The following is a 13859-nucleotide window of genomic DNA, read 5'->3' as shown; positions in this document are numbered from 1 at the left end:
AGTATAACCTGTTAAGTCAGCGACAGCCATTTTATGATGGCTGGCCCCCAATAATAAAGGGTGAAATAATAAGTTCCTAGCATCAGAAACCCAGTAGCAACAAGCAGCATCAGGGCGGAAAAAAGCCTGAGTACAGGCGACGATTTGTATGAATCTGCTCTGGTATACGCTTCGACTACCAGGAGGTTGGGGATGTAAAAGAAGAAGGCCATTAGTCGGTCAAATGGTCCACTGAACGATTTCCCATGACCCAGTCCGTCAGTGAGCATTATCCAGAAACCATATTCGATTCGGTATAACCAGGAACCGATTGCCAGGGCATACAACCGTAGCGCCCAGATTCGATGCCGGTTCAGATTCCCTGCTACCGCCTGTCGATACGTTTGAATGGCCGCGATGAACATCAATACGCCATAGAGACCAAATCCGATGTTCATCACGAGGCCGCCAATGGTTCCTTTGACGGCAATAAAGGCCAGCCCACCAACGGCGGCAACCAAGCAGGCTGTTATGTAGATACGGCCAATCCAGCGATGCGCAGCAGGGTAGCGAGTTCTGACCGAATCAAGTAACTGAATACTTCCCAGAATCAGGATAATACCGCCAGCCGCGAAGTGCAGACCGATTCCACTGGTTGCCGTAGTGGTGCCCTGCTCATACAGACGGGGCAGTACCTGATTCCAGCGGTCCATGTTGCCTGCATAAAGTGCTGATGCATAGAAGGCCAGGATGTACAGACCAAATAGGGCCGCGCTAACCCAAACGGTAGTCACCAGCAAAACGCCCGACCAACGTAGTGCGTTTACACTAAATTTGGTCAGTGGTTGATGGCCCGGCGGTTGGGAAAGAATATCAGGTAGACCGTCTGTCATTGCTTTTATCTTTTAAATCGGTACGCTACGGGCTCCAGAAAACTACGTTCCCTCCCTGACAAATGCATCTCCTAACGCGGGATGCTTTTGCAGGCATAACACTCGATCAAAAATAACGATTTGCCATTTTGCCAACAACCTAACCGTCTGGTTTTATACCTTTCGAAGTTGGTCTTTTATTGAGCGGCTACTTGATACACGTTTCCTTTCTGAGTTGGAAACGTCAGTACGTAGTTGGAGCCGATTTGCACCGGTTTTAGTGGTACTCCTTTGACAGTCAGCCGCTTGCTACTACTAATTTTACACGTACCACCCAGCAGTGATTTGATCGTTGAGCTAGCGAGTTTATGCTCTTTCCAGGTCATCGCGATTTCAAAACCACCGCGCGCCCGTAAGCCCTTGATACTACCCTCTTTCCAGGCATCTGGCAACGCAGGCAACAGACTGATCTCATTCAGATGGCTTTGCAACAGCATTTCGGCCATACCAGCTGTCCCGGCAAAATTACCGTCGATCTGAAACGGCGGGTGGGCATCGAAAAAGTTGGGATATGTACCGCCACCCTGCATACTTTCACCCTTGTTACCCGTGTAACGCATCAATTGCCGAATCAACGAATAGGCGTGGTTTCCGTCGAGCAATCTGGCCCACCAGTTTATTTTCCAGCCTTTGCTCCAACCGGTTCCTTCATCGCCCCGTAATTCCAGCGTTTTTCGGGCAGCTTTAAAAAACTCGGGTGTGTCCGACGAAATCTGACGACCCGGATGCAAGCCGAACAGGTGCGAAATATGGCGATGGTGCGGGTCTGTTTCTTCAAACTCTTTGGACCATTCCAAGAGTTGCCCCTGCTTGCCGATACGTAGTGGAGCGAGTTTACTACGTTTCGCAAGTAGCATCTCGCGGTACGGTTTGTCAACGCCCAGCGCAGTCGACGCGTCGATCAGGTTGGTGAATAAATCCCAGATAACCGCCATGTCCATCGTTGTCCCGACGGATACGCCCTGTTCCTTACCATTGCTGTCTTTAAATTTGTTTTCGGGCGTAGTCGATGGGGCAGTAACCAGATGGCCATCAGCATCTTCCACCAGCCAATCCTGCGTAAAAGCCGCAGCGTCTTTCATGATTGGGTAGGCATACTCAGCCAGGTATTTTTTGTCGCCCGTAAACCGGTAATGCTCCCAAAGATGCTGACAGAGCCAGTTGCCGCCCATGTACCAGTTGGCCCAGACAGGATCGCCCGCGCCCCGATCGCCAACGGCATTGCTGAGTCCCCAGATGTCGGAGTTGTGATGAGCAACCCACCCTTTGGCGTTATAGAATTCACGAGCCGTTGCTTTTCCCGTTGTCGACAAATCTTTTATCCAGGTAAGCAACGGCTGGTGCATTTCGGAGAGATTAGTCACTTCTGAAGGCCAGTAATTCATCTCCGTGTTGATGTTGATCGTGTAGTTTGAACTCCAGGGCGCCCGCAGTTCCTTATTCCAGATGCCCTGCAAATTGGCCGGTGGACCGCCCGGCCGCGACGACGAAATCAGTAGATAGCGGCCAAATTGAAAATAGAGGGTTTCAAGACCGGGATCGTAACTATTTTTCGAATACGCTTGCAAGCGCTCATCCGATGGCAACACAGCGTTTGGATTATTGGCGCTCGTATCCTTCACAACGAAAGCCAATCGGTTAAAATAGACCTGATAGTCAGCCAGATGAGCCGCCAGTAACGTAGCGAATGGCTTTTTAACAGCGTTATTCATGTACGATGCCGCAAGTGCTTTCTCGTCTTTCCCATATTTATCCGGGCACTTATCAAACCCATTGAAACTGGTAGCAGCCGCGACGTAGAGAATCACTTCACTGGCATTTTTTACGTGCACCCCCGACGTGTCCGTACGAACAGTACCGTCTTTAGCAACGGCTTTGATCCGGTACTGAAACCGCATGCCCCGGCATCCTGTACTGTCGTCATAAACAATGGGGTTGCGACCTTTGGGGTTGTAGTAGGAAGGATCGAGCCGCGCCGGAGCCTTCCCGTTGACGATCAATTCGTTGGTCCCATTGGCAACAAGCATGTACCGTAGCTGCGATTTTGCCGATGCATCGAACGTCAGACTTCCTTTTTTGCTGGCGGTTAGCCGGATGATCAATACGTTGTCCGGTGCCGACGTAAAAGCCTCCCGTTTGTAGTCTATACCATTCACCGTGAAGCGTGTAGTAGCAACAGCATTCGTTAAATTAAGGTCACGGTAATAGGCCGATGGCGTGGCACCATTCAGGTTTTGCCTGATCATTAGATAACCCATTGGCAGGTACGATTCAGTATAAAATCCCTGCATTTTTTTGGCGAGTTCATTGGCTTTGGCGTAATCGCCCTCTTTCAGCAAGGCCTCCCGAATCTGCGGCAGGTAACTGGCCGCTTCCGGGTTTACGTTGGTTTTCACCGGCCCGCCCGACCACAACGTAGACTCATTGAGCTGGATAAGTTCGTCGCTCGTTCCACCAAAAATCATAGCGCCAATTTTACCGTTTCCCACCGGCAACGCTTCTACCCATTGACTAGCGGGCTGCTTATACCAGAGTTTCGAATTCGTTTGCGCCGATGCCGGGAGCTGGGAGAACAGCGTAATGGCGACCAGAATCAAGCCTGTTTGTAGTGTAGTTTTCATAATTTATTCGCCGGGTTAAAAACCCAGCGCATTTATCATATTGCTCTGCGCTGGGTTTTAACCCGGCGATAAAATGGCTACCGATACGTTGCCTTAAGAATAAACTCAACGATGGGTGTTGGGTCGGGCAGACTGTGGGGATGGTGTCCAATGCCGGGTTTATGGATAACCTGAATTTGCCCACCCAGCTCCTTTACTTTTTGCTCGAACGGTGTCGTGTTTTCGCTGATCGGAACGGCATCATCAGCGTCGCCCACTACGTGCAGGAGCGGATAACCGCCTTTCACAATCTCGGCAACCCGGTCAATGGGATTGCGGTTGAATGCCATGGCTTCCTGATCGGACTGGAAGCCATAGTCCTTTTTGAAGATTTCCCAATCCGCCGGACTGCCTTTAGCTTGTCCTTTGCCACCCGGCCAGCTTTTCAGATCCAGTACAGGCGCATCGGCATATACGCAAGCCACTTTTTTGGGATTCGCCAGCGCCCAGTTGTAGATGTAAACTCCGCCCCTGCTCAATCCTTCCAGGGCCACCTTTTTTGCTAATCCTGCTTTTCGGGCAAAAGTATAGAAGTCGTTCCAGGCGGCAATAGCCTGAGCATTTCCAAACAGTTCAGCCACATCGCAATACACTACATGAAAGCCCCGATCCAGCAAGGCAATGTCGGTTTGGGGTTCGTGGCCCCAAAACCTGGCCCGCCATATCCACGGCAATCCCTTAGCCGCTCGGCGGGGTTTTACAACTTTGCAGGCCCGACCCGCCAGTGAAAAATCGGCGCAGTCGTAGCCATAAAAAGAGGAAATCGTGACTGGTTCCCTGACTTTCGAAAAGAAGTCATAATTCTTTTCTTCCGGGCTGACGACGACCTCCTGCAATCGTTTGGCAATGATCGTAGCGCCCGCTTCATTGGGGTGCAACTGATCAGGAAAATAGTCGGGATGGTTTAAAAACAGGGAATGCAGGTCGATCAATTCATATTTCTCCTCAAAGGCCACCTGCCGAATTCGAGGTAGTATCAATTGTGAAATGGCTTTTTCAGTCTGCTTAGTCGTATCGGTCAGGAATGAGGCAACAGGCAGCAGCAACACAATACGTGGGTGAGTAGGCAAGTCCCGGAACGAATGAATCAGGATTTTGTAGTCCGTCGCGAACGTATCGATTTGCAGTCGGTACGGTAAGCGGCTATCATTGGTACCCAGCTTTATGAACACCAGATCGGGACTGCTTTTCAGCGCATCCTGATACGCGGTCGTCGCCATGTATGAGTTGACCGTATGCTGGAGTACTGTTTTCCCACTTACCCCGAAGTTCAGCACGTCGTAACCCGAGCCCAACATCGTTTGTAACTGGGCAGGGTATGAATCCTTTTCCCGCTGCGCCAGCCTACTTCCATACGTAATGCTGTTGCCCACACAGGCAATGCGCACCTTCTTTTGCGCGTAGACAATTGGCGAAATCAGAAAACTTAAAACCAGCAGTAGACAGACGTAGTGCTTTTTCATGGGCTGTTAATGGCGCTAAGAGAAACGGCTATTTACTCGTCTGTTTATCAAAATATTGCCGCATGAACAGCACTTGATAATTCAGAGAATTAGTCCAGTAATTCCAGTTATGACCGCCGGGTCGGGTGATGTAATCATGGGCGATATTCCGTTCCAACAGCTTGCCGTGCAGGTTGTTATTGACGCGAAAAAAGAAATCCTCGGTACCACAATCAACGATGAGCGCCAGGGCTCCCGGTGTCAGCAAATGGAGTAGATTAATGACCGTATTCTGCTCCCATCGCTCCGGAAACTGGGCGTAAGTGCCCAGCCGTTTCGCCATATCCCAGTTGTTGGGAAACGGGCGAATATCAACCCCTCCGCTCATGCTACCGGCGGCCCCAAAAACGGTCTGGTGCCTGAGCGCCAAATACAACGCCCCATGCCCGCCCATGCTCAAACCCGTAATGGCGCGACCCGTTCGATCTTTGATGGTTTTATAATGACCATCTACCCACGTCACTAACTCATCGGCCACATAGGTCTCGTAGCGAAACGACGGATCAGCCGGGCTATCGTAATACCAGCTCCCAAAACCACCATCCGGGCAGACAATAATCAGTTGATACGTATCGGCAACCGCGCTAAGAGCAGGATCTTTTTTGGCCCAATCGCTGTAACTGCCACTGTAGCCGTGAAGTAAATACAGCACGGGCAGCTCTTTCCCCTGCGAATAGGCATCTGGCGTTACCACAACCGCTTTAATGGTCTTTTTCATAGCCGAACTATATGTATCGACCGTATCAATTTTAGCTGCCTGTACAGACAGGTTAACCAGAAGAAAAATGCAACAAACAAGCAACGAGCGAAGCGTATTCATGGACTCTATTATATAACATTACACGCAAAACAAGGCACCTATACCTGGATTTTCTACCCATTATCAGGTTCGAAAATTTACGGGGTTGTAAAAGAAACACAACCAAGGAATCCAAATCTGGACCCAATTGCGTACTTTAGCTTATCTGCTGTAGCGCGCAAATACGGATGCCTTACGTACGGAATGCATCTACTTACAGGCCGCCATCAGATAGCTATCCAGTACATTTATTCCTCTTTTCTCTCAAAAACAGTGGTTATTTACAACGCAAAAGATTGGTTTGGAGCCCTTAAACATTTTCAAACCAGCTACGTTATCGAAGTGCTCCTTCGACGAGTTCTCTACATAGGTGGCTACGGCGTCCTGGTGACTATTATCAACCAGCATATTGTCGACGTCGATGTCCCGATTGATAGTACGTTCTTCTCCCTAATGGGTATCCTGCTGAGTTTACTTCTGGTTTTCAGGACAAATTCGGCCTATGACCGGTTCTGGGAAGGCCGAAAACAGTGGGGGTCGCTGGTTAACTACAGCCGCAATTTCGCCGTTATCATGGATGGCATCCTGCCTGATGATGACCATGTAAACCGACTTTTTTTCGCCCGTTCGTTGTCTAATTTTGCGCTGGCGCTTAAAGGGCATCTGCGAACGGGAGTCGATTTCACCGAACTCGAAGACCCCGGCGATGATCAGTTCGAATCCCTGCCTAAATATGGACACGTTCCCAGCCGAATTGCCGCGCTGCTCATGCGCCGGTTGCAGCTATTGAGCAAAGACCGTCTCGTTACCGATGCAGACCTGATTACCATCCGCTTGTATCATCAGGCGTTGCTTGATGTGACGGGGGCCTGCGAGCGTATTAAAAAGACACCAATTCCTTTCTCGTATAGCTTCTTCATCAAGCTGTTTATTACACTTTACCTAATATTACTGCCGCTCGTTCTTGTCGATACGTATCATTATTTCACGATTGTAGCGACGCTGCTGGCTGGTTACGCGCTACTGGGTGTCGAGATGATCGGTGACGAGATCGAGGAGCCTTTTGGTCTGGATTGCAATGATTTACCCCTCAATCAGATTGCCCGTACGATCCAGCGCAACATGCACGAAATTGTCGGCGAAGAACTTTCACCGGTGGCGCTCGCCAAACCAGAAGTCGATTATATAAAGGTTAACTGATTGGTAAATTCCGATTCCCTCCTCGCTTACCTTTCCAGTTCCTACGCGAGTTCCTGCTCTTCACAATCGGGCAGGAACTCGTATATTTACACCCCTTACCAGACTACTTGCTGACGTCGTTTCTGGTTGTAATTTCACAGATATACACGAAGCATTTTAGTCTATTAATCAGTTGGATGGAAAAGAAAGGCGCAACGACTCAACCGGCAACAGCAAAGGCGAAATTTATCGCGCTTAGCGAAAGCATTATTGAAAAAATAAAAACCGGAGAACTACAGCCTGGCGACCAGATTCCGTCTGAGAATGAACTCATTAAGACCTTCAAAATAAGTAATACGACGGCCCGGAAGACACTGCTCGAAATCGAGTCTAAAGGCTGGGCCAGGCGCATAAAAGGGAAAGGTACCTACGTACTAAATCGCACGGAAGATCACCATCTGCTACGTACCCTCGGCTCGATCTACGCCACCCGACGTGGTTTTCACGATAGCCTGATTGCCGAAGGATTTACGCCGAAAAACATTGTTCTGGAGAAGACGATTTTGCCGGACGGCATCTCATCGGAAATCAACGGGCGACATTTTATCATCGACGGCCCGGTCCTGAAACTGCACCAGCTTCGCTACGCTGATGAGCTGCTGATCAAGGATGAAGTCAAATATATTTCCTTGACGCTCTGCCCCAAGATCAATAAAATCCCGACGGAGGTTTCATATTTTAAGGTTTACGAAACTAACTATCATTTAAAAATTTACGAGGTTCAGCAGACACTGGGCGTGCAAATCCTGCAACCCAATACGACCAATTTTGAACTGACTAAACCAACGCCAGTCTTTGTGCTGGATAGTGCCGTCATCTGTACCGGCGACAAAGTCGTGGAAATTGAGCAGTCGTATTACCACGGCGACAAATACAAATTCGCCGTTATCGCCAACCCGGAATACGATTATCGCCCGGCTAATCCCATCACTTTGTAAGCCATTTCATCAATTCGTTGGCAATAACCTCGTGACCTTCCTTATTGGGATGGTTAACGTGCGACATGTAGTTTTTCAACTCGCCCTTTTTAGCAATCTGCTTGAATTGCGAATACGGATCAGCCAAGCCAACGTGGTACTTGTCAGCCAGTTGATGAATCTGCTGTACATGCGGTTCCAATGGATTTTTAGGGTCCAGCATATCCAGCCGCTGATCGGGCGAAGGGGTCAGCAGGATTACGTTTACGTTTTTGGCAAGGGCCGACTGGATCATTTTCGCCCAGGCTTCTTTTACCTTGTCGATCTCGGAGAACCGGTCGTTGAGCGCGTAATCAATGAACAGCACATCGGGTTTATGAATCAATACGTCCTGCTCAAACCGGGTTTGGCCTTTTATGGCATTCTCACCACCAATGGCCGTAACAATGACATTGATAACCGCATACGGATACTGCGCTTTCAGCTTGGCCAGCACCAGATTGGGGTACGACTCTAGTGTATGTACTTCGTGATCATGCCAGAAACCAGCCGGAACCGAGTGCCCATGAAACACCAGGTTGATCGTCCGGTTTTTCGGCCAGACCGTATTCAATTCCGTTTTCACAGCGGCCAGATACGTAGCAGAATCGGCTTGTTGAGCTTTCGTCCTAAAGGATAGACTCAGCAATAGAGCGAAGAAAAGACCTATTTTATTCATTATCGTTAGCTGCACTAAAAGCCTGTCCAGATTTCATTTTCTTGCCACTGGAAGGTATTTCTCAAACCAGTCGGCCAACACATTTAAATCCGATTCCCAGGTTTCTTCCCATCCGTGCCCACCGCCCTGGTGTACAATCAGTTGAGCGGGTACGCCAACAGCCTTTAACCGCTCGACAAATCGCTTCGACTGCTCAAGCGGCACGATAGGGTCCTTCGTTCCATGGAGGAGCAGCGTTGGTGGATCATCCTTGGAAATCGCATGGTAAGGCGATAATGATTGCATAATCGTCAATTTCTCCGCTCTGGATTTACCGTCTACACCAAATTGCGGCCAGTAACGCCGTACCGTATCACAGTCAACAAATAAACGGCCTGCGTTTCCAAAATTGACCAGATCGGCCGGTGGGAAGAAGCAGGCTACCGCTTGTACCCGACTGGAAACCAGATCAACCGAATCAACCGGAACAGCCTGCTGAATCGTATCGGGTACTGGTTTGCGGCCAACTCCGGTACCAATTGACAACGAAAGATGACCGCCGGAACTCATGCCTGAGATACCTAGCCGATTGGGATCAACACCATATTTGGCCGCATGAAACCGGATAAAGCGCACCGCCCGATGAACATCCTGAATGACTTCGTGAACCTGAAATTTGGGAACCGAACTATGGATGACCAGGAATACGGTCTGGCCACGATCAGTGAAATAATGAAAATGCCTGCGTCGCTTCTCAATCATATTGATGTCGGAATGCCAGCCTCCACTCAGCACGAAAACGACGCCAATACCATTAGGCTTGGCCGGTTTCAGCACATCCATAGTCAACGCTGTACCGAACTTATGGCTGTATATGACATCCCGAACACGAGCTAATTCGTCATTAATAACTGCATCTGCGCCAACAAGCACCTGTCCGTTAGCGCATTGACACCACCCGGCTACTATCAGTAAACTGATTAAAACTGATTTTTTCATTGAACGGTATAGTTGTCATTTCTCTCACCAGAACGCCACCAGATCACCCGTCAAGTTTTCCACGACGTAGTGCTTGCCGAATTTTTTATCGCCGGGCTTGAACGCGGTCTGGCCTTTTTTCCAGGGGTAACTCGTGTTTGAGTAGACATGCAAATCTGCCTCGGTAATGGCATCATCAGGATAAATGCGAACCGTCGCGTTCTTCAATCCCGTCAGACGCAGGCACCGATTCATGTGTTTTACGCCCGACGTCATTTCCTGACAAGACACGATGCCATCGGCCTGATCGACAAAAATCCGACTCTCCCGATGCCAGGCTTTCGGCATGTTGTAAACCGAATGTCCATCCGCTAATTCGGTTTCATAGCCTGTCAGGATGGGAGCGCCCTGCGGCAACTTGAACCGATGCGTAATGGTTGTGTTGGGACAATAACCCGAGAAGAAAAAGCCGTTGCTGCCTCTGGAAATGGTCAATACCGGATTCTTCACCGACGGATTCCGCTTGTCGATTCGGTAGTCCAGCCCAAACTGATTCAGTACGTAGCGCATCAGCAGCGGCCCCGTAAAAAGTTGTTCAGGGTCGTCTGGCGTCAGGAGCTTACCGCCAGTAAACTTGCTCGAATTGGTACCACGCACGTAGGCGACTTTACCACCTTTCCATTCTGGCTTTTCCCGCACCCACACTACGTCGCGTTCGTTGTTAGCCTGACTCATTTTTGCCAGTACTTTAGTACCAGCGTCGGCTTTGTTCTTCACCAACGTAGCGATGCCACCACCCGAAAACAGCGCGCTATGGACAATTTTAGTGGGTTGTTTTTTCGTCAGTTCGTCCAGCGTGATACTTGAATTTACCTGAAACTCGCCGTCAAGCGCCGTCGTATTCTGAAGATTCAGCAAATTCAGGAAAGCGGCACCAGCGTGATCGGCGGGGCCGTAAATGAGCAATTTACCGCCATTCTGCACAAAATCGATCAGCGTTTTTTCAAGCGACGACCCTGCTTCCGGCACAATGGAAACCAACGTCGACTCACTGAAAAAAGCCGGTTTAGCCGCCAAGATTTTCTGAAGTGAGCCCGTCGACGTAATAGTATTCAACGGAAAACCGTTGTTAATTGCCTGACGGATAAGCCAGTCACCGTAATAAATTTCGGGTAGCCGTTCGGGTTGTTTGTAGGCCCAGCTATGGTACTCATCGAACGGATACACCCAAACCAGCGGCCCCGGTGCCGTCGGCGCATCGTATCGGGCTTTCAGAATATGGGGTGTCACCTCATCTGGAACCTGCGCGGGCATCTCGCCGTAGGAATTATCGGCCGTCAGAAAATTCAGGTGCGTCGGCAATCGAATCTCGCCCTTCGCGTTGATACGTGCCACCGACATCGGCAAGTAAATATCGTGCGGTTCCTGCCCGTATCGATCCAGCCACGGACTATTGACCCACCAGGGATCATGCGTGTAATAACGAAACAGATAGCGTTCATCGGGTAACTCGGCCATGCGTGACATATAGCCTACCATTTCTAAGCCAAAATCGCCGTCCAGAGCCGCCCAGGGCGAATTGGGCGGGGGCAGCATGTTGTATTTGCCGTTATAAATCTGCTTCAAATCGACACCATCACGCGCCAGATCGGCCCCGGTCGATAAGTTTGTACCACGTGTCTGGATCTGAAAGTCAGGACATTCCTTGCGAAACAGATTCCAGAAACCAGCAATCAGCGCTTTGGTATTGGCCAGCTTTTCGGGCGCAAATGCCTTGCCGTTAAATATAGCGCCGGTCGATGACCAGCCTTCAACGCCAAAGCCAAAGCCGTTACTAAGCCAGATGAAATCGTAGCCTAAATCAGTCAGAAAGTGCTGACTCTGACGCCCCAGGAACGTACCAAATGGCGTGTTGGCCGGAATACCTTTCGGAAATCCGGCATAGGCGTCCGTGTCGGCGTTCAGCGTCGAATAGCAGCTAACCATGGTCTTATGGCCCATTGCGTTGCCGCCGAGAATTTCCGGGTGCTTTTTGTACTTAAACTCCGACTTCGCAAACTCCGGTCCCGGATCGAACGTAGCGCCAATCATAACGAGTTTACCCGTGATACGTCGGCCCGTTTCTTTCAGCGTCTGAATGATGAATTTCAAATCGCCGTACGTAAACGCGGGCGGGTTGTCCATGTACAGATACGCTCGCTCATGAAGAGACAGTTCTTTGGGACCAGAACCGACTTTATGCTCCGTATTGGGATTACCAATGTAGCGCGCCCACTCCAGTGGCTGATCCAGTTTGCCTTTGTAGTCCAGAATTTCCGACCCGTCCGACGTCCAGAGCATCACCGAAACCGTGTCGGTATGACGTAGCAAAGACGACCATTGCGTGAACAGCTCCGTCGCTACCTGCTGAATATATGCCTTGTCGTTTTTCTTGAACGGCTTGAGCGACGCTTCCAGCGTGATGTTGTTAAACGACTTGCCCCGTAACGTCGAGTTGTCCAGATTCGGCGTATCAGAAATTGACAGTTCCGAATACGTGAAGCCAAAAATGGTCAGACTGACTACGCAAAGCAGCGCTATAAGTTGGGTCCGCATAGGTTAAAAAGTTAGGAGGTACTTTATTTTGTCATGCTGACGCAGGAAGCATCTTCGGTAGGCAGCTTTAAGATGCTTCCTGTGTCAGCATGACAGAAAATGTTAATACCCTGTATTCTGCTTCAGTTTTGGATTCAGGTCAATTTCGGCTTGCGGGATCGGGAATAATAGCTCAAAATCCTGTAATGAGAAGTTGAGTTTCTGACTGGCGTAGTGAGCGTTTAAGACCGCCTGCGCTCGTCCGGTTCGAACCAGATCGAACCAGCGGTGGCCTTCATACAGAAATTCCACGCGTCGTTCGCGTTCGAGAGCCAGCCGTAGATCGGCCTGTGAAAGACCCGTTAAAGCGGGCAATTTGGCCCGTTGACGTACCTGATTGATGTAAGGCAACGCATCCGCAGCTTTACCCTGCTCGTTCAGCACTTCCGCATACATCAGCAGTACATCGGCATACCGAAGAATCGTAAATGAAATACTCCCATCGCCGGGGTCAACGGCTTTAAAATCAACGAATTTCAGTCCGTAGCGGCTATATGATTTCTTGCCACCAATCAACAGCACCGAATCGTTCACCGATACAGCTTTACGCGCATCGCCGGTTTCGTAGGCTTTGGTCAGATCCAGCGTCGGCACGATACGTCCCGCTCCCTGCGAATTTCCGGGAAAGATTGCCATACTCGTGATGGCGGGTGTGAACAGCGTCGAGTAATTATTTCCCAACGTTTGGCCATTACCAGCCGCCTGGCCGGATAGATAGTCGACTTCCAGGATGGTCTCTGCCAGATTGGTATTGCCGTTGGTGAACAGCGTTTTGTAGTCGGCAACCAACGAATATTGTTTGGAGTCGATTACTTCCTTCAGTTTCGTTGCTGCCAGATCGTAGCTCTGCTGAGTCAAATAAACCTTACCCAGCAATGCTTTCACCGTCATCTGCGAAGCCCTCGTTTTGTCAGCCACCAACGTAGCGGGCAACAGCGTTTCGGCGCTGGTCAAATCGGACAGAATCAGTTTGTAAACATCTTCTTTAGGCTTCAGTGTTAAATCGGCGGCTGCGACCTGGGCCGGGCTGCTGAACGTTTCGTTCGTAATCGGTACGTTTCCGAACAGACGCACCATGTAGAAATAACTGAACGCCCGCAGAAACTGCGCTTCGCCTTTAATCCGATTCTTGGTCGTCTGATCGAAGTTAACCGCGTCAATCCGGTTCAGAATATTAGTGCTCTGCGAGATCGTGTACAGACAGGAATTCCAGACGCCCCGGACGAACGCGTTTGTCGCCGTCACGCCGTTCTGGTCCATCTGCATCTCATCCGCCGATGGCGACGACCACTGAATCTCCGTATTGTCAGTTGTCAACTCACTCAGGTAGAGAATATTGCTACTGCTGTACAAGCCCCGAAATGTGCTGTACACGCCAACCAGCGCCGTCTCAAAATCATTTTGATTCTGATAGAAACCCTGATCACTAATTTGATAGTCCGGCTTCAGATTCAGGAAATCCTTGCAGGAGTATAAGGTGGCCGTTAAGAACAATATGGCCAGTATTCGCTTTTTCATGGCA

The 13859-nt window shown here is 49.9% G+C and carries 10 protein-coding genes; 2 read left to right on the top strand and 8 right to left on the bottom strand.

The window, feature by feature from the left end:
* Nucleotides 1–11: 11 nt before the first annotated feature.
* The 4 genes from ACYVEA_RS18015 to ACYVEA_RS18000 form a co-directional block, all read right to left on the bottom strand.
* The gene (locus tag ACYVEA_RS18015) at nt 12–872 is read right to left on the bottom strand and encodes a DUF2306 domain-containing protein (protein WP_461114820.1); all 861 of its coding nucleotides are present in this window, start codon (nt 870–872) and stop codon (nt 12–14) included.
* A gap of 176 nt (nt 873–1048) precedes the next feature.
* The gene (locus ACYVEA_RS18010; protein ID WP_461114819.1) at nt 1049–3532 is read right to left on the bottom strand and encodes a glycoside hydrolase family 95 protein; all 2484 of its coding nucleotides are present in this window, start codon (nt 3530–3532) and stop codon (nt 1049–1051) included.
* Nucleotides 3533–3609: 77 nt separating this feature from the next.
* The gene (locus ACYVEA_RS18005; RefSeq protein ID WP_461114818.1) at nt 3610–5034 is read right to left on the bottom strand and encodes a GDSL-type esterase/lipase family protein; all 1425 of its coding nucleotides are present in this window, start codon (nt 5032–5034) and stop codon (nt 3610–3612) included.
* Nucleotides 5035–5062: 28 nt separating this feature from the next.
* Nucleotides 5063–5893 (bottom strand): alpha/beta hydrolase, encoded by an 831-nt coding sequence (locus tag ACYVEA_RS18000; protein ID WP_461114817.1) that lies wholly within the window; start codon nt 5891–5893, stop codon nt 5063–5065.
* Between the two features lie 183 nt (nt 5894–6076).
* Here ACYVEA_RS18000 and ACYVEA_RS17995 point away from each other — a divergent pair, with 183 nt between their 5' ends.
* Both ACYVEA_RS17995 and ACYVEA_RS17990 read left to right on the top strand, forming a co-directional pair.
* Entirely contained in the window at nt 6077–7072 is a 996-nt protein-coding gene (locus tag ACYVEA_RS17995) for a bestrophin family protein (RefSeq protein WP_461114816.1), read from the top strand.
* Nucleotides 7073–7248: 176 nt separating this feature from the next.
* Nucleotides 7249–8049 (top strand): GntR family transcriptional regulator, encoded by an 801-nt coding sequence (locus ACYVEA_RS17990; protein WP_461114815.1) that lies wholly within the window; start codon nt 7249–7251, stop codon nt 8047–8049.
* Here the strand turns inward: ACYVEA_RS17990 and ACYVEA_RS17985 are convergent.
* The 4 genes from ACYVEA_RS17985 to ACYVEA_RS17970 form a co-directional block, all read right to left on the bottom strand.
* Nucleotides 8039–8746 carry an SGNH/GDSL hydrolase family protein gene (locus ACYVEA_RS17985; protein ID WP_461114814.1) on the bottom strand — a complete coding sequence of 236 codons (708 nt, stop codon included), beginning with the start codon at nt 8744–8746 and terminating at the stop codon, nt 8039–8041. The genes ACYVEA_RS17990 and ACYVEA_RS17985 overlap by 11 nt on opposite strands.
* Nucleotides 8747–8779: 33 nt before the next feature.
* Nucleotides 8780–9724 carry a prolyl oligopeptidase family serine peptidase gene (locus ACYVEA_RS17980; RefSeq protein ID WP_461114813.1) on the bottom strand — a complete coding sequence of 315 codons (945 nt, stop codon included), beginning with the start codon at nt 9722–9724 and terminating at the stop codon, nt 8780–8782.
* 24 nt (nt 9725–9748) lie between these two features.
* The gene (locus tag ACYVEA_RS17975) at nt 9749–12298 is read right to left on the bottom strand and encodes a hypothetical protein (protein WP_461114812.1); all 2550 of its coding nucleotides are present in this window, start codon (nt 12296–12298) and stop codon (nt 9749–9751) included.
* A gap of 102 nt (nt 12299–12400) precedes the next feature.
* Nucleotides 12401–13855, bottom strand: coding sequence for a RagB/SusD family nutrient uptake outer membrane protein (locus tag ACYVEA_RS17970; RefSeq protein WP_461114811.1), 1455 nt, complete (start codon nt 13853–13855; stop codon nt 12401–12403).
* Between the last annotated feature and the right edge of the window lie 4 nt (nt 13856–13859).

The organism is Spirosoma jeollabukense, from assembly GCF_054777855.1.
The sequence above is the reverse complement of the archived record's forward strand: the minus strand, read 5'-3'. Positions and strand labels throughout refer to the sequence as shown.